Source organism: Mycolicibacterium fallax (genome assembly GCF_010726955.1).
In the GTDB taxonomy this organism is placed as follows: domain Bacteria; phylum Actinomycetota; class Actinomycetes; order Mycobacteriales; family Mycobacteriaceae; genus Mycobacterium; species Mycobacterium fallax.
Genome location: NZ_AP022603.1, coordinates 3,583,207 through 3,602,341, shown reverse-complemented (window position 1 = coordinate 3,602,341; position 19,135 = coordinate 3,583,207). Strand labels below are relative to the sequence as shown.

The following is a 19,135-nucleotide window of genomic DNA, read 5'->3' as shown; positions in this document are numbered from 1 at the left end:
ACCTCAGGCCGGGTAGTTCGTGCTCAGCAGCGTCAACGCGTTCTCCCGCATCACCATTCGGGTGTCCTGGTGGCTGAACTCCGGGAACTGCGGGATGTCGGCGGTGAAGGAGGTCGGGTCGGCCAGGCCCTCGCCGTGCGGCCAGTCCGAGCCGAACAGGATCTTGTCCACGCCGATGGTGTCGGCGAGCAGCTTCACGTCGTCCTCGTAGTACGGCGCGATCCAGACGTTGTTCCGCAGCTGCTCGATCGGGTCCTCTTTGTAGTGGTGCGGCGCGTTGTTGGCGGACTTCTTCAGCCGCTTGATCAGCCGGTAGACGAAGTAGGAGCCGTTCTCGATGCTGACCACCTTGAGCTTGGGGTGCCGGGTGAAGACCTGGTGCACGATCATCGCGGCGATGCTGTCGTGGATGGCGCGGTCGTCCATGATCACCATGTCCAGCGGGTCGCGCTTGCCGAAGCCCTTGAACACCCCGCTGCCGCCCCACAGTCCCGGGATGGCCATGTAGCCGGAGTCCGACAGGTGGAACACCACCGGGATGCCCGCCTCGGCCAGCCGGGCCCAGACCGGGTCGTGGCTCGGGTCGCCCAGCGAGCGCGGCCGGACCGCGCCGGGCACCGGGGCCGGGCGCACGCAGACCAGCCGGGCGCCCCGGCTCAGCACGAAATCGACCTCGGCGACGGCCTTTTCCGGGTCGGCCAGCGAGATGATCGGGGCGCTGTACACCCGATGATCGGGCCGGTCGAAGCCCCAATCCTCGTCGAGCCACAGGTTGAACGCGTGCATCGAGACCATGGTGGCCTCGATGTCGCTCTTGAGGCCCTCCTCCACGCCGCAGGCGAAGGTCGGCAGCATGAACACCGATTCCAGGTTCTGCTTGTCGAGGATCTGCACCCGGGCGTCGCGGTTCTGGTACTCGGGGTGATCGGCGAGCCGGTCGACCTTCATCAGCGACGCCGGGTCCACCCCCTCGGGGATCTCGCCGCGGAACAGCAGGTCCAGGCAGCCCGGCTCGATGATCGGGTCGAAGCGCGGGTTCGGGATGAAGTGGTTGACCACCCCGCCGAACACCGCCAGGGTGCGCTTGCCGTCCTGGACCATCTGCACGCCGCGGCTGCGGAACTCCTTGGGCAGGTGCCGGGTGAAGGCGTCCACCGGTTCGTAGTAGTGGTTGTCGACGTCGACGGCCCGGTAGTCCAGCTTGGTCTCCGGACCCGTGTCCACTGCGGTCATCGGGGTGTCCTTTCGGGTGGCTATGCGGTCAGGTGGTCGGCCAGCGGCGGAAAGTTCGGCGGGCGCTTCTGGAAGAACGCGGTGATGCCCTCGATGAAATCGGTGCGCCGCATCGAGTCGTGCATCAGCGCTTCGGCCTTGACGCTGGTTTCCACCATGCCGATCGCGGCGTCGGCGTAGAGCTGCTGTTTCATCACCGCCAGCGAGGTCGGCGAGCAGTTGCGCGCCATCTCGTCGGCGTAGCCGAGCACCGTGGGCATCAGCTCCTCGGCGGGCAGCACCCGGGTGAGAAGGCCGAGTTCGGCGGCCTCCTCGGCGAGGAAGGTGCGGCCGCTGAGCAGCAGTTCGACCGCGCGGGCCCAGCCGATCAACCGCGGCAGGATCCAGGAGATGCCGTACTCGGCGATCAGGCCGCGCCGGGCGAACGAGGTGGAGAACTTGGCGCCCGCGGCGGCGAACCGGATATCGGCGAACAGCGCCTGGGACAGGCCCATCCCGGCGACCGAGCCGTTGATCGCGACGATCACCGGCTTGCTCAGCTGGGTCAGGAAATACGGGTGTTTGGCCGCCACCAGCGCGCTGATGTCGGTCTTGCCCGCCGATTCCACCGTGGTGGCCGAGATGCTGTCCAGGTTGCCCATGTCCGCGCCCGCGCAGAACGCCCGGCCCTTGCCGGTGACGACGATGACCCGCACCGCCGGATCGGCCTCGGCCCGCTCGATGCAGGCGTAGAAGCCGGTGGACAGGCCCTGCCCCCAGGCGTTCATCCGCTCGGGCCGGTTGAAGGTCAGCACCGCCACCCCGGAGTCGCGGACCTGGTAGAGCACCGCCTCATCGGACCCGGGCGCGCCGGGGTCGTCGCGATGTTCAGAAACGCTCAAGCGGCACTCCTCCGAAGACCGATGGATATACATACTGTACCCCTATCGGTAGCACCTTCCGCAAGCCGGCCGCGGCGCTGCTTCAGACCAGCGCGGACCGCAGGTAGGCGCGCTCGATCCGGGCCTTGGCCTCCGCCGGCAGCCGGTCCTGCGGCGGCCGGGAGTCCGGGTGGTCGCCGACCGGCAGGCCCAGCACCGCGGCGGCGTGCTTGAACGCCCCGCCCCAGTGGGTGAAGTAGTCCGGCCGGCCCGGGTAGCTGGTGTACACCGAACCCAGGTCCGCCTCGAGCCGGTCCATCCCGGCGTCCCGGGCGTGCGCGATGGCCTCGGCCAGCCGGCCGGCGTAGATCAGCTCCCAGTACTCGGTGAGGATCGGCCGGTCCGGGGTCTCGTGCAGGTACCCGACGGTGCCCAGCTGCGCCGGGCAGACGATGCCCTGCGCCAGCCAGCCGGCCCGGTAGACCAGCAGGTCGCACTCCCAGATCACCAGCCCCGGGGCCAGCTCGTGCAGCGCCCGGCTGTTGCGCGGCCGGAACGCGCCCTCCTTGCTGGCGCACACCGCGGGCACCGCGGCGTAGATCGCCGCGCTCTCCGCGGCGCTGAGCACATAGCCCGAGGACGGTGAGTTGAACAGGCCCAGCGCGATGTCGGTGCGCTCGGCGACGTAGTTGACGAACCGCAGCGTCCCGGCCCCGCCGTGGGTCTCCATCATCGGGGTCTGGATATAGGCGATGTCGGCGCCGGCCCGCTCGGCGTGCCGGGTGAGGTCCAGGCAATCCAGCGGCGAGGTCGCCGCCGTGCAGGCCTGCACCACCAGATCCGGGTTGATCGCCCGGCCGACCTCGATGGCCACCTCCAGCAGGCGTTTGCGTTCGGCGATGGTCAACGACCAGAACTCCCCCACCCCGCTGGTGCACCACAGCATCGGGTGGCCCAGGTCGGCGACGCAGTGGCGCACGAGTTCGCGATAGGCGTCGTAGTCGATATCCTCGCCGTCGGCCCCGGCGAACGGGGTGTAGAGCGAGTCCCCGATGCCCCGCAACGCCTCCGCCGCCCAGTCGCGCGCCTCGCGTGCGTTTGCCATGGATGGAACCTCCCGGGCGGGTGTCGGCGCTCACGCGCGAACCGGCGGCGCCACGGAAAACGCTACTATATTGATTTCGGTATCCCGCATCGATGTGACGGAACACGGCAATGGAGGTGCCCGGCGTGGCAAAACAGCCCACCGCGGAGAAGCGGCAACGGCGTGAACGCGGTTCCATCAACCCCGACGACATCATCGCCGGGGCCTTCGAGCTCGCCGAGCAGGTCGGCATCGACAACCTGAGCATGCCGTTGCTGGGCAAGCATCTGGGCGTCGGCGTGACGAGCATCTACTGGTACTTCCGCCGCAAGGATGACCTGCTCAACGCGATGACCGACCGGGCGCTGCGGCAGTACGCGTTCGCCACCCCCTACGTCGAGTCCCGGGACTGGCGCGAGACGCTGAGCAACCACGCCCGCACCATGCGGGCCACCTTTCTGGGCAACCCGATCCTGTGCGACCTGATCCTGATCCGCTCGGCGCTGAGCCCGCGGGCCGCCGAACTCGGCGTGCTCGAGGTGGAGAAGGCGATCGCCAGCCTGGTGGAGGCCGGGCTGTCGCCGGAGGACGCCTTCGACACCTACTCGGCGGTGTCGGTGCACGTGCGCGGATCGGTGGTGCTGCAGCGGCTGCACCAGAAGGCCGAGGACGGCACCGCGCTGGAGGACACCATGGTCGTCGACGCCGACCGGACCCCGCTGCTGGCGCAGGTCAGCGCCGCCGGGCACCAGATCATCGCCGCCGACGACACCAACTTCGACTACACGCTGAACTGCATCCTGGACAACGCGCAGCGCCGGATCCGGGCCTCCTAGACCTCCGGCTCGGGCACGTGGAAGTGCTCGTCGCGCAGCCGGAACGCCTCCCGGGTGCCGTGCTCGGCGCGGGTCTTGACGAAGTTGAACTCACCGGGGGCGAACTGCAGGTTGGTGCCGTAGGCGTGGAACAGGTAGCTGCAGACCTCCTCGCCCTGGTAGGCCTGAGCCGCCTCGACCAGCCGGAACGCCTCCTTGGCGATCACCACCCCGTCGGCGGGCATCTTGGCGGCCTTGGCCGCCCAGTACCGGGCCCGGGCGCCGATGGCCTGCGGCTCGCAGGTTTCGGTGAAGACGCCCAGGTGCTCCAGCTCGCCGGCCGTCATGATGTCGCCGGTCAGCAGCATCCGCCGGGCCAGCACCGGGCCGAGCCGGTGGAAGAACAGGTGCAGGCTGCCCAGCGCCGGGCCGAGGAACCGGGTGGCCGGCATGCCGAGCCGGGTGTCGCGGCCGACCACGGCGATGTCCATCATCAGCGCCATCTCGAAGCCGCCGCCCAGGGCGTAGCCGCCGATCTCGCCGACGGTGACCTTCGGGAAGCCCATCAGATTGTGGTAGAAGCCGAATGTCTTGCGGTCCACCGTGAGTCGGCGCCGCTGGCTGGGCCGCGACCGCTTGGCGCCCGCCGGCGCGGCTGCCTCGCCGTACCAGCCGTAGGCGTTGTTCATGTCCGCGCCGGTGCTGAAGATGCCGTCGGCCCCGCGCAGCAGCACCACGGTGAGGTCGTCGTCGTCGGCCACCGTATCCAGGCAGCGTTCCAGCGCGTCGCGCATGCTCGCGTCGTAGGAGTTGCGCCGCTCGGGATTGTTCAACGTGATGGTGGCGATGCGGGTGTCCCGGTCGACCTCGAAGAGCACGCGCGGGTCGGTGTTGGCGCTGACGGCCATGATGCGGCCCTTCCTTGCTGACTTGCACTCGGGCGGTAATCGTATCGCATACTGTATGGGTCACCGTAACTGTTCCGGAAGGCGGGTGCTGACCTTGGCAGCGGACACCGAGGCCGATCGCAGCGACGACGGTGCGATCCGCACCGAACGCGACGGCGCCATCCTGCGCATCACCCTGGACCGGCCATCGCGGCGCAACGCGTTGAGCCACACCATGATCGACACCCTGGTGTCGACGCTCTCGGCGGCCGCCTACGACGATTCGCTGCGCGCGATCGGCATCACCGGGGCCGGTGCGCACTTCTGCGCCGGCGCGGACTGGGTCGCCACCAACGCCGGCGCCACCCGGCCGCGCACCGGCGACCTGGTGCGCCGCATCCCGCACACCGCGCACCGGGTCATCGAACTGATCGCCGGCATCCAGCTGCCGGTGGTCGCCACCGTGCGCGGCTGGGCCACCGGCCTTGGCGCCAACCTGGCGCTGGCCGCCGATTTCACCGTCGCCGCCGACACCGCCACGCTCTGGGAACCGTTCATCGAGCGCGGGTTCGGCCCGGACTCCGGGGCCACCTGGCTGCTGCCGCGGCTGGTCGGGGTGGCCCGGGCCCGCCGGATGCTGCTACTGGGCGAGCGGGTGGACGGCACCACCGCGGCCGACTGGGGGCTGATCCACGACCACGCCCCCGAGGCCGAGCTCGACGTGCGCGCCGACGCGCTGCTGCACCGGCTGGCCGGCGGCCCCACCGTCGCGCTCGGGCTGACCAAGGCCGCGCTGGCCTTCGGCGCCGACGCACCGCTGTCGGCCAGCCTGGACCGCGAACTGTCCAACCTCGAACTCGCCTGCCGCACAGCGGACTTCAAGGAGGGCCTGGCCGCCTTCCGGGAACGCCGCGCGCCCGACTTCACCGGCCGCTGAGCCACCACCACCGAAGGGAACCCCACATGTCGGCACCACCGGCCTACGACACCATCGGCTACGACGTCACCGACCACACCGCCACCATCACGCTGAACCGCCCCCAGGCGCTCAACGCGCTGTCCCCGCACATGATCGAGGAACTGCGGGCGGCTTACGAGCAGGCCGAGGGCGACGACAACGTCTGGCTGATCATCGTCACCGGCACCGGCCGGGCGTTCTGCACCGGCGCCGACGTCACCGAGATCCCCGACGACGGCAAGGTCGTCTACTCGCGGCCGTACCTGTCCAGCTACGACCAGTGGGAGGCCCCGCAGGAGGGCACCCCACCGTTTCGCCGGATGGCCAAACCCGTGCTCGCCGCGATCAACGGCATCTGCTGCGGCGCCGGCCTGGACTGGGTGACCACCGGCGACATCGTGATCGCCTCGGACCGGGCCAGCTTCTTCGACCCGCACGTGTCCATCGGCCTGGTCGCCGCCCGCGAGATGGTGCGGCTGGCCCGGGTGCTGCCCCGCACCGTCGCGCTGCGGATGGCGCTGATGGGCAAGCACGAGCGGATGACCCCGCAGCGCGCCTACGAGCTCGGCATGATCACCGAGATCGTCGAGCACGACCGGCTGCTGGAACGCGCCCACGAGATCGCCGCCGTGGTGAACTCCAATGCGCCGCTGGCGGTTCGCGGCACCCGGCTGGCGATCCACAAGACCCTGGACCTGCCGCTGCACGAGGGCGAGATGCTGGCCGAGGCGTTCCGGGAGCGGGTGGTGCGCACCGAGGACGCCGCCGAGGGCCCGCGGGCATTCGTGGCGAAGCGCGCACCGGTCTGGAAGTGCCGATGACCGACTTCGAGACGATCGGGCTGGACTTCGACCGGGACGCCCGGGTCGCCACCATCACGCTCAACCGCCCGGACCGGCTGAACTCCTTCAACCGCACCATGTGTCAGGAGATGGCCGCGGCGTGGCGGATCGTCAAGCTCGACGAGGGCACCAACGCGGTGGTGCTGCGCGCCGCCGGGGACCGGGCCTTCAGCGCCGGGCTGGACGTGAAGTCGAGCTACGGCCAGCCCGACAACGTGTGGAACCACGAGGATCCCGGCGAACTGCTCAGCCCGAAATGGCAGAAGATGTGGAAGCCGGTGATCTGTGCGGTGCAGGGCATCTGCACCGCGGGGGCGCTGTATTTCGTCAACGAGGCCGACGTGGTGATCTGCTCGACCGAGGCCACCTTCTTCGACTCGCACGTCAGCGCCGGACTGGTCTCCGCGCTGGAGCCGATCGGCCTGATGCGCCGGATCGGGCTCGGCGAAACCCTGCGAATGGCGCTGCTGGGCAACGACGAACGGGTCGGCGCCGACACCGCGCTGCGGATCGGGCTGGTCACCGAGATCGTCGAGCGCAGCCAGCTGTGGGAGCGCGCCCACCAGATCGCCGCGACCATCGCCGCCAAGCCGCCGTCGGCGACCCAGGGCACCGTCAAGGCGATCTGGGAGTCGCTGGACAAGCCGTACCGCGCCGCCCTGGACCATGGGCTGATCTACACCCGGCTCGGCAATCCGCTGGGCAAGGCCGAGCTGGCCGCCGGGCCGCCCGCGCCCAAGACCGCACCCCGGATCCGCTGACGTGCACCCGCTCAGCAGGCGCATCCTCGATGTGCTGGCCCTGGACCCGGCCGCCCCGGCGCTGCAGTACCGGGGCGCCTGGTCGACCTGGGGCGAGCTGCGGGCGGCCGGCGCGGCGATCGCCGACGCCGTCGGCCCCGGCGCCCGGGTCGGCATCATGCTGCGCAATCGGCCCGCGCACGTCGCCGCGCTGCTCGGGGTGCTCTCGGCCGGCGGCACCGTGGTGGTGATCAACCCGTCCCGCGGCGACGAGCGGACCCGCGCCGACCTGCGCAGCCTGGGCCTGCCGGTGCTGATCGGGTCGGCCGAGGACCTGGCCGCCCTGGGCACCGGCGCGCCGGGCACCACCACGATCGGCCTCGGCGAGCTCGGCCAGGCCCCCGCGGTGCACCCCGCCACCGATCCGGCGCCGGATCCGGGCCGGCCCGGGGTGGCGGTGTGGATGCTGACCAGCGGCACCACCGGCCCGCCCAAGCGGGTGGACCTCGGCTACGACATGCTGGCCCGCAGCGTGATCGGCCCGGATCCGGAGACCGCCCCGGCCCCCACCGCGCCGCGCCGCGGGGTGGCGATCGTCAACTCGCCGCTGGTACACGTCGGCGGGGTGTTCCGGGTGCTGCTGTGCCTCAGCGAGGCCCGGCCGTTCGTGCTGCTGGACCGCTTCGAGCTGGGCCCATGGATCGCCGCGGTCCGCGAGCACCGGCCGCGGGCGGTCTCCCTGGTGCCCGCCGCACTGCGGATGGTGCTGCACTCGGAGCTGACCCGCGCGGACCTGGCCGGGGTCCAGGTGGTGACCTCCGGCACCGCGCCGCTGTCCGCCGAGGACGCCGAGGCGTTCGCCGACAAGTTCGGCATCCCGGTGCTGACCTCCTATGCCGCAACCGAATTCGGCGGCGGGGTGGCCGGCTGGACGCTGGCCGATCACCGGCAGCACTGGGCCGCCAAGCGCGGCAGCGTGGGCCGGGCCAACCCGGGCGCCCGGCTGCGGGTGGTCGACGAGACCGGCGCGGTGCTGCCCGCCGACACCGTCGGGGTGCTGGAGGTGATCCCCGCCCAGCTCGGCGCCGGCGCCGACTGGCTGCGCACCACCGACCTGGCCCGGATCGACGCCGACGGCTTCCTGTGGATCCTCGGCCGCGCCGACCAGGCGATCATCCGCGGCGGGTTCAAGGTGCTGCCCGACGACGTGCGGGCCGCCCTGGAGACCCATCCGGCGGTGCGCGGCGCGGCCGTGGTCGCCCGGCCCGACCCGCGGCTGGGCGAAATCCCGGTCGCCATGGTCGAGTTGCGCGAGGACGCCGAGCCGATCCCCGGCCCGGAGGCGCTGGCCGACTACCTGGGCCAGCGGCTGGCCCGCTACGAGATCCCCGCGGAGTTCGCCGTCGTCGCCGACATTCCGCGCACCCCGTCGGGCAAACCCGATCTCGGCGCGGTGCGGGCCCACTTCGCCGGCCATGGCGGCTGACCCCGGCACGCTGGCCCCGCTGCTGCGGGCCCGGGCCGCCGCCCGCGGCGGGCACCCGCTGCTGGTCTGCGACGACGAGAAGCTGAGCTACGCCGAGGCCGAGCGCCGCTCGGCGGCGCTGGCCCGGATCCTGCTGGCCCGCGGCATCGGCCGCGGCGACCACGTCGGGGTACTGCACCCCAACGGCCCGCGGTTCGTCGTCGCGGCGTTCGCCGCCGCCCGGATCGGCGCGGTCACCGTCGGCTTCTCCACCCTGGCCGCCCCGGCCGAATTGCGCTACCAGATCGGCCATTCCGACATCACCCTGATGCTGGCCACGCCGGCCTTCCGCGGCAACGACTACCGCCGCAGGCTCGCCGAGGCCGCCCCCGAGCTGCCGGTGTGCTTCGACCTCGACGCCCGGGCGCCCGCCGCCGGCCCGGACGCGCTGGCCGCCGCCGAGGCGGCCGTGACGCCCGAGGATCCGATGGCGCTCATCTACACCTCCGGCTCGACCGGGCACCCCAAGGGCGTGCTGCTCGGCCAGGCCGGGCTGCTGGCGCAGCAGCGCCGGCTCAACGCGGTCCGCGGCCTGACCGCCGCGGACCGGCTGTTCTGCAACTCGCCGTTCTGCTGGGTCGGCGGCTTCGCGTTCGCGCTGCTGGCCACCCTGACCGCCGGGGCGACCCTGATCTGCTCGAACGCCACCGACCCGAGCGCCACGCTGGATCTGCTGGAGCGCGAGCGGCCCACCGTCGGCAACGGCTTCGCCGCCGGGGTCGCGCAGCTGGCCCGGCACCCCAGCTTCGCCGGCCGCGACCTGTCCACGCTGCGCCGCGGCAACCTGTATCCGCTGATGCCCGCGGAGCTGCGGCCCGCCGACCCGGCGCTGCGGCACAACCTGCTCGGGATGACCGAGGCCGGCTCGGTGGTGCTGATCGACGGCGACGAGCGCGATCAGCCCGAGCACCGCCGGGGCTCCTTCGGCCGGCCCGCACCCGGCTTCGAGGCCACGGTGCTCGACCCGCGGACCGGCGCCCCGGTACCGGTCGGCGCGCCCGGCGAGCTGTGCCTGCGCGGGCCGTACCTGATGCAGGGCTATCACCGGGTGCCGCGGGCGGACTGCTTCGACGCCGACGGCTGGTTCCACACCGGCGACCTGGTCCGCACCGACCCGGACGGCTACTACTACTTCCTGGGCCGGCGCGGCGCGATGATCAAGACCGCCGGCGCCAACGTCTCCCCCACCGAGGTGCAGGACGCGGTGCTGCGACTGCTCGGCGACGCCGCCGCGGTGTACGTGCTGGGCCTGCCCGACGCCGAGCGCGGCGAGCTGGTCGCCGCCGTCATCGCCACCGAGGATCCGGCCGGTGTCGACCTGCCCGCGCTGCGGGCGGCGCTGCGCCGAGAGCTGTCGGCCTACAAGGTGCCGCGCCGGTTCCTGCTCTGCCGGCCCGCCGAGATTCCGCTGCTGGCCAGCGGCAAGCCGGACCTGCCCGCGCTGCGCGGGTTGCTGGCCGACAGCTGAGCGTGCTGTGCCACCATGAGGCATGGCCGATGTGGACGGTGAGGCGGCCGGGGTGACCCGGCCGCCCCGGCCCACCCACGCCGATGTGGCCCGGCTGGCCAACGTCTCGACGGCGACGGTCAGCTACGTGCTCAACCACTCGGTCGGCCGGCGGATCTCCGAGCGGACCCGGGCCGCGGTGCAGCGCGCCGCCGACCAACTCGGCTACCGGCCGCACGCCGCGGCGCGCAACCTGGCCAGCGGCCGCAGCGGGGTGGTGCTCTACGTCATCCCGCGGGTGGCGGTCGGTGAGATGCCGATGCTGGCGGGCAGCCGGATGACCACCGAACTGGCCAAGCTGGGGCTGCTGCAGGTGCAGGTGTTCGAGACCGAGGACGACCAGCACGTCGTGGAGGCCATCCGCAATCTCGATCCGATCGCGGTGACCAGCCTGTTCCCGCTGAGCCCGGCCGCGCGCCGGGCGGTGGCCGCCGCCGGGGTCGCCTACATCGAGATCGGCACGCTGCCCGCGCTCGGCGATCCGCACCTGTGGATCGGCACGCTGCGGGTGCAGTACCTGATGTCCCAGGGGCACCGGCGCATCGCGTTCGCCTACACCGGGGTCGACAAGTGGCGGGCGCTGGGCGACTTCTGGTTCGAGGGCATCACCCGGGCCGCCGAGGCCGGCGGGCTGCCGCCGGTCGCCTCGGCCGCGGTCACCGTCGACAACGCCGCCGAGGTGGTCGCCGGCTGGCACCGCGACGGAATCACCGCGGTCTGCGGGCAGAGCGACGAGATCGCTTGCCTGGTGCTGCACGGCATCCGGGCGGCCGGGCTGCGCTGCCCGGCCGACCTGGCGGTGATGGGCGTCGACGCCGGCCCGGCCGGCGCCATCGCCTCGCCGCCGCTGACCACCGTCGAGTTCGACCCGGGCGCGGTCGCCGACGCCGCGCTGGCCGCCGTCCGCGGCGAACTCGGCTACCCCTCCCCGACCCCGCCAACCCCCACCGACATCGCCCGACTGGTCCTACGAGAATCGGCCTGAACATGACAAGCACCGAATCCACCCCGCCGCCCGCCGAGTTCGACGCCGCCCGCTACGGGCCGTGGGCGGTCATCACCGGCGGCTCCGAGGGCGTCGGCCGGGCCTTCGCCCGCCGGCTCGCCGAGGCCGGCCTGAACCTGCTGCTGGTGGCCCGCAAACCCGGTCCGCTGGCCGAAACCGCCCGGGAATGCCGGGAACTCGGGGTGCAGGTGCGGGAACTGTCGGTGGACCTGTCCGATCCGGCATCCGCCGACGCGGTGGCCGAAGCGGTCGCCGACGTGCAGGTCGGGCTGCTGGTGCACAACGCCGGCGCCAACACCCACAGCGCGGAGTTCCTCGACGGGGACCTGGCCGCGTTCGGCCGGGTCATCGACCTGAACATCACCACCCCGCTGGCCCTGGTGGCGCACTTCGGCGCACCGATGCGCGAGCGCGGCCGCGGCGGCATCCTGCTGGTCGGGTCGCTGGCCGGTTACCTCGGTTCGGTGCGGCACACCGTCTACGGCGGGGTGAAGGCGTTCGGCCGGATCTTCGCCGAGGGGCTGTGGCTGGAGCTGCGCGATCACGGCGTGGACGTCCTGGAGCTGGTCCTGGGGGTGACCCGCACCCCGGCGATGTCGCGGGTCGGGCTGAACTTCGAGGCCCCCGGCCTGCGGGTGTCCGAGCCCGACGAGGTGGCCGCCGAGGGGCTCGCGGCGCTCGGCAGCGGGCCGGTGCACGTCGTCGCCCGGCACGCCCGGCTCGCCGAGGCGCACGGCAACCCGGACCGCACCGCGACCGTCGCCGGCAACGACGCGGCGATGCGCCGGCTGATGAACCGGAAGCCCGAGTGAGGCTCGGGCTGGCCACCCCGGTGGTCCTGCAGCAGCCCGGGGTCGCCTCGCCGTGGGAGGCCACCGCCGGGCCCGAGCAGCTGGCCCGGATCGCCGCGGCCGCCGACGAACTCGGCTACACCCACCTGACCTGCGCCGAGCATGTGGCCGTCCCGGCCGAGGCCGCCGATTCGCGCGGCACGGTGTACTGGGATCCGCTGGCCACGCTGTCCTTTCTGGCCGCGCACACCCGGCGGATCCGGCTGGCCACCTCGGTGCTGGTGCTCGGCTACCACCATCCGCTGGCGATCGCGAAGAGCTACGGCACCCTGGACCGGCTGTCCGGCGGGCGGGTCATCCTCGGCGTCGGGGTCGGCTCGCTGGCCGAGGAGTTCGCCCTGCTCGGCGCGCAGTGGCAGGACCGCGGCGCCGCCGCCGACGACGCCATGGTCGCGCTGCGGGCGGCCTGGGGACGCCGGGAGGTCGACGGCATGGTCGTCGAACCGCACGCCGGTTCCACCGAGCTGACCATGTGGGTGGGCGGGCGGACGCTGCGCTCGCTGCGCCGGGCGGTCACCCTCGGCACCGGCTGGGCCCCGTTCGGGCTGGCCCCCGACACCGTCGCGGAGTACCTGCGGCGGCAGCAACCGCCGGCCGGCTTCGAGGTGGTGCTGTCCCCCGGCCGCGCGCTGGATCCGCTCGGTGACGCCGCGGCAGCCGAGCGGGCGCTGAGCCGGCTGCGGGCCGCCGGGGCGACCATCGCGACCTGCCCGATCCGCGCCACCGACGCCGGGCACTACTGCGATCAGCTCGCCGAGCTGCAGACCATCGCCGGTGCGCTGTGACCGGCGAATCGGCCGAGCAGCGGCTGGACCGGCTGGAGCGGCGGGTCCGCGAGCTGGCCGACCTGCTGGAGATCCAGCAGCTGCTGGCCGCCTACGGGCCGCTGGTGGACGCCGGGGACGCCACCGCGGTGGCCGAATTGTGGAGCCCGGACGGGAGTTACCTGGTGGAGGGCTGGGCGATGCACGGGCGCGCCGAGCTGGCCGCGATGGTGAACTCGGCGGCGCACCAGTCGCTGATCACCGCGGGCAGCGCGCACTTTTTGGGCCCGGCCCGGATCCGGGTCGACGGCGACGAGGCCGAGGCGGTCTGCGAGTCACTGCTGATCCGGCACCGGGACCGCGGCTGGGTGGTGGCCCGCGCCAGCGCCAACCATTTCCGGCTGGCCCGCGGCGACGGCCGCTGGCAGATCACCGCCCGCAGCACCCGGGCGCTGGACGGCGACCCGGCCGGTCGCGAGCTGCTGGGCCGTGCCGCCGGCCCCGCCGGCTGAGCTCAGACGATGCCGTCGGCCCGCAGCCGCGCCACCTGCCCCGGGTCGTAGCCGATCTCGTCGAGCACCTCGTCGGTGTGCTCGCCGAGCAGCGGGGCCCGGCGGCGGATGCTGCCCGGGGTCCCCGACATCCGAAACGGCGTCTCGATGATCGGCACGTCGTGGGCGGCGCCGGGAAACGGCACCCGCTGCAGATAGCCCATCGCCGCGACATGCGGATCGTCGAGCACATCCTGGGTTGAATGCAGCGGCGCGGCAGGCAGTTTCGCGTCCATCAGCGCGGCCAGCACCTCGGCCTTGGTGCGTTGCGCGCACCAGTCCGCCATCAGGTCGTTGAGCAGGTCCCCGTGCTGCCAGCGCAGGTCGTCGTCGGCGAACCGCGGATCCTCGAACAGCTCCGGGCGGCCGACCAGCCGGCACCAGCGCTTGAACATCGGCGCCCCGGCGATCTGCAGCAGCACCCACTGGTCGTCGGCGGTGCGGTACAGGTCGCACGGCGCCACCGAGGCGCCGCGGTTACCCATCCGCGGCTTGTCGATGCCGAGCAGGTCGCGCTCGATCAGGTGCGCGTTGGACAGCATCATCGCCGTCGGCAGCAGCGCGCTCTCCACGTGCTGGCCGGTCCCGGTGCGGTCCCGGTGGTACAGCGCCATCATCACCCCGATCGCCAGGGTCAGCGCGGTGCCGAAGTCCGCGTAGGGCACCACCGTTCGGATCGGCAGCTCCGGCAGGCCCTGCCGGTACACCGCGCCGGACATCACCTGGCCGGCCCCGTCGAAGCCGATCCGGTCGCTGTACGGGCCGCCCTCGCCGTAGGCGGTGGCGCTGGCCAGGATGATGTCGGGTTTGATGGCGCGCAGCGTGTCGTAGTCCAGGCCGCTGGCCCGCATGCCGGCGGCGGGCATGTTGGCGATCACGATGTCGGAGCGGGCCACCAGCCGCCGGGTGATCTCCGCGCCCTGCTCGGTGGTGGAGTCCAGGGTCAGCGAGCGCTTGTTGCGGTTGCACTGCAGGAAGGTGCCACCCTCGCCGCTGTCGGTGACCGACTGCACCCAGCGGTCCTCGCCGCCCTCGCGTTTCTCCACCCGCAGCACGTCGGCGCCCATATCGGCCAGGATCGCGCTGCACCACGGCGCGGCGATGAACCGGCCGTAGTCCAGCACCCGGATTCCCTCAAGCACGCCCGTCACTGGTCCTCCAGGACACCGGTGCGCTGCAGGTGCTCGAGCAGCGGGTGCACCGCCGCGCACAGGTGCTCGTTCATCGCGGTGCGGGCGGCCTGCGGGTCGCGGCCGCGCAGCGCCGCCAGCACCCGGCGGTGGTCGTGGTTGGACTGCTCGGGCCAGCCCGCCACCGTGGGGTACACCGATTCCAGTGCGTAGCGGGTGGTTTGGGACATCAGCTGGGCCAGCTTCGGGGACTGCGCGGCCCGGTTGATGCCGCGGTGGAAGTCGTGGTTGAGCGTCACCGCCAGCTCCGGGTCGTCGGCGAGGTAGGCGTCCTCCAGCCGGTCCTGCACCTGCGCCAGCCGGTCCAGTTCGGTCTCGTCGATGAGTTCGGCGGCCCGGCCGGCCAATTCGCCGCCGATGTAGGCCTGCACGTCGGCGACGTCGGCGATGTCGCGGGCGGTGACCGGGGCGACCATGAAGCCGCGGTGCGGGCGCTGGGTCAGCAGGCCCTCCGCGCACAGCCGAAACAGCGCCTCGCGGACCGGGGTGACGCTGATGCCGAGTTCGGCGGCCAGCTGGTCGAGCCGGATGTAGCCGCCGGAGCGGTAGCCGCCGTCGAAGATCCGGGCCCGGATCAACCGGGCCACGTCGGCGGCCAGCTGCGGCCGGGGGCCGAACTGCGGGGCGCTCATCGGCTCAGATCCGGTACTCGTCGAGCAGCCGGCGGCTGATGATCTGCTTCTGGATCTCGCTGGTGCCCTCGCCGATCAGCAGGAACGGGGCGTCGCGCATCAGCCGCTCGATCTCGTACTCCTTGGAGTAGCCGTAGCCGCCGTGGATCCGGAAGCTCTGCTGGGTGACCTCGGCGCACAGCTCCGAGGCCAGGTACTTGGCCATCCCGGCGGCGACGTCGTTGCGTTCCCCGGAGTCCTTGAGCCGGGCCGCGTTGACCATCATCAGGTGCGCGGCCTCCACCTTGGTGGCCATCTCGGCGAGCTGGAAGGCGATGGCCTGATGCTCGGCGATCGGCTTGCCGAAGGTGTTGCGCTGCTGGGCGTAGCGCACCGCGAGCTCGAAGGCCCGCTGCCCGACGCCGCAGGCCCGGGCCGAGACGTTGACCCGGCCGACCTCGACGCCGTCCATCATCTGGAAGAAGCCCTGCCCCGGTTTCTCCCCGAGCACCTGGTCGGCGCCGGCGCGGTAGCCGTCGAAGATCAGCTCGGTGGTGTCGATGCCCTTGTAGCCGAGCTTGTCGAGCTTGCCCGGGATGGTCAGCCCGGGCACGACTTCGCCGAAGCCGGTGGGTTTTTCGACCAGGAAGGCGGTCAGGTTGCGGTGCGGCTTTTCCGCGCCCTCGTCGGTGCGGACCAGCACCGCGACCAGGGTGGAGCTGCCGCCGTTGGTCAGCCACATCTTCTGCCCGTCGATGACGTAGCCGTCGCCGTCGCGGCGGGCCCGGGTGCGGATGGCCGCCACGTCGGAGCCCAGTTCCGGCTCGGACATCGAGAAGGCGCCGCGGTGCTCGCCGGTGGCCAGCAGCGGCAGGTAGTGCTGCTGCTGAGCTGGGGTGCCGTGCTGGCGGATCATGTAGGCGACGATGAAGTGGGTGTTGATCACCCCGGAGACGCTCATCCAGCCCCGGGCGAGTTCCTCCACGCACAGCGCGTAGGTGAGCAGCGATTCGCCGAGCCCGCCGTACTGCTGCGGGATCATCAGCCCGAACAGGCCCATCTGTTTCATCGCGTCGACGATGGCCTGCGGGTAGGTGTCGGAGTGCTCCAGCTCCTGGGCGGCCGGGATGACCTCCCGATCAACGAATTGCCGCACCGCGGCGACGATTTCGGTCTGAAACTCGGTGAGACCCAGGGTCTGGGCGAGCTTGGTCACGGTGGCTCCTAAACGCGTTCGAAGATGGCGGCCAGCCCCTGACCGCCGCCGATGCACATGGTTTCCAGGCCGTAGCGGGCCTGCCGGCGGTGCAGTTCCCGGGCCAGGGTGGCCAGCATCCGCCCACCCGTCGCGCCGACCGGATGCCCGAGCGAGATCCCGGAGCCGTGCACGTTGACGCGCTCCAGATCGGCCGGGGCGAACCGCCATTCCCGCAGCACCGCCAGCGCCTGGGCGGCGAACGCCTCGTTGAGTTCGATGACGTCGATGTCGGCCAGCGTGAGGCCGGCGCCGGCCAGGGCGAGCGCGGTGGCCGGGACCGGGCCGATGCCCATCAGCTTGGGCTCCACCCCGGCCACCCCCCAGGACACCAGCCGCACCAGCGGCCGCAGGCCCAGCTCGGCGGCCCGCTCGGGGGTGGTCACCACGCACATCGCGGCGGCGTCGTTCTGCCCGCTGGAGTTGCCCGCGGTGACGGTGGCGTCGGGATCCTGTTTGCCCAGCACGGGTTTGAGCCGGGCCAGCGATTCAGCGGTGGTGTCGGCGCGGGGATGCTCATCGGTGTCGGCGAGCACCGGGTCGGCGTTGCGGGCCGGCACCGAGACCGGCACGATCTCCTCGGCGAGGATGCCGGCGCGCTGGGCGGCGACGGCCCGCCGGTGCGAGGCGACGGCCAGCTCGTCCTGCTCTACCCGGCCGATGCCGTACTGGCGGCGCAGGTTTTCCGCGGTCTCCAGCATGCCGCCGGCCACCGGGTGGTGCTTGCCGCCGGCGGTGGTCCGGCCGCGGGCCAGCGCGTCGTGCACCTTGATCCCGGTGCGCGCGCCGCCCCAGCGCATGTCGGTGGAGTGGAACACCACATTGCTCATCGACTCGGCGCCGCCGGCGACCACCAGGTCCTGCGCGCCGGCGCCGACCTGCAGGCAGGCCTGGATGACCGCCTGCAGCCCGGAGCCGCAGCGCCGGTCGATCTGCATGCCGGGCACCGTGACCGGCAGCCCGGCGTCCAGCGCGACGACCCGGCCGATCGCCGGGGCCTCCATGCTCGGGTAGCAGTGCCCGAGGATCACGTCCTGCACGTCGGCCGGTGCGATGCCGGTGCGCTCCAGCAGGCCGGTCAGCGCCGCGACGCCGAGGTCGACGGCGGTCAGCCCGGCAAACATCCCGCCGTAGCGGCCGATCGGGGTGCGTACCGGTTCGCAGATCACCGCTTCCCGCATGCCGTTCACGTGTTCCTCTCGCCGCCGACCACCAACAATCATATTTCATATATGATATCTGATGTGATGGCATCCGGTACCCCCGCCGCCGAGGTCGACGACGAGGACTTCGCCGCGATACTCCAGCAGACCCGCCAGTTCGTCCGCACCGTCGTGGTGCCCCGGGAAAACGAGATCGCCGAGGGCGACCTGGTGCCCGACGACATTCGAACCCAGGCCGCCGAGATGGGCCTGTTCGGCTACGCGATCCCGCAGGCCTGGGGTGGACTCGGGCTGAACCTGGCCCAAGACGTCGAGCTGGCAATGGAATTGGGCTACACCAGCCTGGCGCTGCGGTCGATGTTCGGCACCAACAACGGCATCGCCGGGCAGGTGCTGGTCAACTTCGGCACCGACGAGCAGAAGTCCCGCTGGCTGGCCTCGATCGCCTCCGGCGAGACCACCGCCTCCTTCGCGCTGACCGAGCCGGGCGCCGGCTCCAACCCGGCCGGGCTGCGCACCCGCGCCGAACAAACCGCCGACGGCGACTGGATCATCAACGGGCGCAAGTGCTTCATCACCAACGCCCCGCTGGCCGGGTTGTTCGTCACCTTCGCCCGCACCCGGCCCGCCGACGCCGACGGCCCGGGCATCGCGGTGTTCCTGGTGCCCGCCGACACCCCCGGCGTGCAGGTCGGCCCGAAGGACAAGAAGATGGGCCAGGAGGGCGCCTGGACCTCCGAGGTCGGCTTCACCGACGTCCGGGTGCCGGCCGCCGCGCTGGTCGGCGGCAGCGAGGACGTCGGCTACCGGGCCGCGATGACCTCGCTGGCCCGCGGCCGGGTGCACATCGCCGCGCTCGCCGTCGGCACCGCCCAGCGCGCCCTCGACGAATCGGTGGCCTACGCCGCGACCGCCACCCAGGGCGGCACCGCGATCGGCGAATTTCAGCTGGTGCAGGCCATGCTGGCCGACCAGCAGACCGGGGTGTCGGCCGGCCGGGCCCTGGTCCGCGACGCCGCCGCCAAGTGGGTGTCCGGCCAGGACCGCCGGCTGGCCCCGTCGGTGGCCAAGCTGTTCTGCACCGAAATGGTCGGCAACGTCGCCGATCTCGCCGTGCAGGTACACGGCGGCAGCGGCTACATGCGCGAGGTCCCGGTGGAGCGGATCTACCGGGACGTCCGGTTGCTGCGGCTCTACGAGGGCACCAGCGAAATCCAGCGACTGATCATCGGCGGCGGCCTGGTTCGCGCCGCCAAGAAGAACGCCACCAAGCCAAACCACGGAGGTTGAGCC

At 72.2% G+C, this 19,135-nt stretch carries 19 protein-coding genes; 11 read left to right on the top strand and 8 right to left on the bottom strand.

The window, feature by feature from the left end; genetic code table 11:
* Positions 1–3: 3 nt before the first annotated feature.
* From G6N10_RS17230 to G6N10_RS17220, 3 genes are all read right to left on the bottom strand, one after another.
* Entirely contained in the window at positions 4–1,233 is a 1,230-nt protein-coding gene (locus G6N10_RS17230; protein WP_085099604.1) for an amidohydrolase family protein, read from the bottom strand.
* A gap of 20 nt (positions 1,234–1,253) precedes the next feature.
* Positions 1,254–2,114: an enoyl-CoA hydratase gene (locus tag G6N10_RS17225; RefSeq protein ID WP_234810659.1), complete on the bottom strand. Its 861-nt coding sequence runs from the start codon at positions 2,112–2,114 to the stop codon at positions 1,254–1,256.
* 82 nt (positions 2,115–2,196) lie between these two features.
* Positions 2,197–3,198, bottom strand: coding sequence for a dihydrodipicolinate synthase family protein (locus G6N10_RS17220; protein WP_085099598.1), 1,002 nt, complete (start codon positions 3,196–3,198; stop codon positions 2,197–2,199).
* Positions 3,199–3,323: 125 nt separating this feature from the next.
* Between G6N10_RS17220 and G6N10_RS17215 the strand changes: the two genes are divergently transcribed.
* A complete protein-coding gene (locus G6N10_RS17215; RefSeq protein ID WP_085099887.1) occupies positions 3,324–4,013 on the top strand; it encodes a TetR/AcrR family transcriptional regulator in 690 nt (229 codons plus the stop codon).
* On the opposite strand, the gene G6N10_RS17210 is transcribed toward G6N10_RS17215, so the two are convergent.
* Complete coding sequence (locus G6N10_RS17210; protein WP_085099595.1) at positions 4,010–4,900, bottom strand: enoyl-CoA hydratase/isomerase family protein; 891 nt, start codon at positions 4,898–4,900, stop codon at positions 4,010–4,012. The two genes, G6N10_RS17215 and G6N10_RS17210, sit on opposite strands and share 4 nt — an antisense overlap.
* 85 nt (positions 4,901–4,985) lie before the next feature.
* On the opposite strand from G6N10_RS17210, the gene G6N10_RS17205 reads away from it, so the two are divergent.
* Genes G6N10_RS17205 through G6N10_RS17165 form a run of 9 tightly spaced genes read left to right on the top strand, consistent with a single transcriptional unit; the run spans position 4,986 to position 13,584 of the window.
* The gene (locus tag G6N10_RS17205; protein WP_234810658.1) at positions 4,986–5,816 is read left to right on the top strand and encodes an enoyl-CoA hydratase/isomerase family protein; all 831 of its coding nucleotides are present in this window, start codon (positions 4,986–4,988) and stop codon (positions 5,814–5,816) included.
* 26 nt (positions 5,817–5,842) lie between these two features.
* Positions 5,843–6,658, top strand: coding sequence for an enoyl-CoA hydratase/isomerase family protein (locus G6N10_RS17200; protein WP_085099589.1), 816 nt, complete (start codon positions 5,843–5,845; stop codon positions 6,656–6,658).
* Complete coding sequence (locus tag G6N10_RS17195) at positions 6,655–7,440, top strand: enoyl-CoA hydratase/isomerase family protein (protein ID WP_085099884.1); 786 nt, start codon at positions 6,655–6,657, stop codon at positions 7,438–7,440. The genes G6N10_RS17200 and G6N10_RS17195 overlap by 4 nt, the downstream gene beginning before the upstream one ends.
* A 1-nt stretch (position 7,441) precedes the next feature.
* Positions 7,442–8,905 carry a class I adenylate-forming enzyme family protein gene (locus G6N10_RS17190; RefSeq protein ID WP_085099586.1) on the top strand — a complete coding sequence of 488 codons (1,464 nt, stop codon included), beginning with the start codon at positions 7,442–7,444 and terminating at the stop codon, positions 8,903–8,905.
* Positions 8,895–10,412 carry a class I adenylate-forming enzyme family protein gene (locus G6N10_RS17185; protein WP_085099583.1) on the top strand — a complete coding sequence of 506 codons (1,518 nt, stop codon included), beginning with the start codon at positions 8,895–8,897 and terminating at the stop codon, positions 10,410–10,412. Before G6N10_RS17190 ends, G6N10_RS17185 begins: the two co-directional genes overlap by 11 nt.
* A gap of 22 nt (positions 10,413–10,434) precedes the next feature.
* On the top strand, positions 10,435–11,436 hold the full coding sequence (locus G6N10_RS17180) for a LacI family DNA-binding transcriptional regulator (protein ID WP_085099580.1): 1,002 nt from the start codon (positions 10,435–10,437) through the stop codon (positions 11,434–11,436).
* A 2-nt stretch (positions 11,437–11,438) separates the two neighbouring features.
* On the top strand, positions 11,439–12,269 hold the full coding sequence (locus G6N10_RS17175; protein WP_085099575.1) for an SDR family NAD(P)-dependent oxidoreductase: 831 nt from the start codon (positions 11,439–11,441) through the stop codon (positions 12,267–12,269).
* Positions 12,266–13,093, top strand: a complete 828-nt coding sequence (locus G6N10_RS17170; RefSeq protein WP_085099572.1) for a TIGR03619 family F420-dependent LLM class oxidoreductase — start codon at positions 12,266–12,268, stop codon at positions 13,091–13,093. The genes G6N10_RS17175 and G6N10_RS17170 overlap by 4 nt, the downstream gene beginning before the upstream one ends.
* Positions 13,090–13,584, top strand: coding sequence for a nuclear transport factor 2 family protein (locus G6N10_RS17165; RefSeq protein ID WP_085099568.1), 495 nt, complete (start codon positions 13,090–13,092; stop codon positions 13,582–13,584). The genes G6N10_RS17170 and G6N10_RS17165 overlap by 4 nt, the downstream gene beginning before the upstream one ends.
* Before the next feature lie 2 nt (positions 13,585–13,586).
* On the opposite strand, the gene G6N10_RS17160 is transcribed toward G6N10_RS17165, so the two are convergent.
* The 4 genes from G6N10_RS17160 to G6N10_RS17145 are packed head-to-tail and all read right to left on the bottom strand — an operon-like array spanning position 13,587 to position 17,860.
* On the bottom strand, positions 13,587–14,774 hold the full coding sequence (locus tag G6N10_RS17160; RefSeq protein WP_085099564.1) for a CaiB/BaiF CoA transferase family protein: 1,188 nt from the start codon (positions 14,772–14,774) through the stop codon (positions 13,587–13,589).
* Entirely contained in the window at positions 14,771–15,445 is a 675-nt protein-coding gene (locus tag G6N10_RS17155; RefSeq protein WP_085099560.1) for a GntR family transcriptional regulator, read from the bottom strand. Before G6N10_RS17155 ends, G6N10_RS17160 begins: the two co-directional genes overlap by 4 nt.
* Positions 15,446–15,449: 4 nt before the next feature.
* A complete protein-coding gene (locus tag G6N10_RS17150) occupies positions 15,450–16,640 on the bottom strand; it encodes an acyl-CoA dehydrogenase family protein (RefSeq protein ID WP_085099557.1) in 1,191 nt (396 codons plus the stop codon).
* An 8-nt stretch (positions 16,641–16,648) separates the two neighbouring features.
* Complete coding sequence (locus G6N10_RS17145; RefSeq protein ID WP_085099881.1) at positions 16,649–17,860, bottom strand: acetyl-CoA C-acetyltransferase; 1,212 nt, start codon at positions 17,858–17,860, stop codon at positions 16,649–16,651.
* Positions 17,861–17,926: 66 nt separating this feature from the next.
* Between G6N10_RS17145 and G6N10_RS17140 the strand changes: the two genes are divergently transcribed.
* Positions 17,927–19,132, top strand: coding sequence for an acyl-CoA dehydrogenase family protein (locus G6N10_RS17140; protein ID WP_109750609.1), 1,206 nt, complete (start codon positions 17,927–17,929; stop codon positions 19,130–19,132).
* The last annotated feature ends 3 nt before the right edge of the window (positions 19,133–19,135 follow it).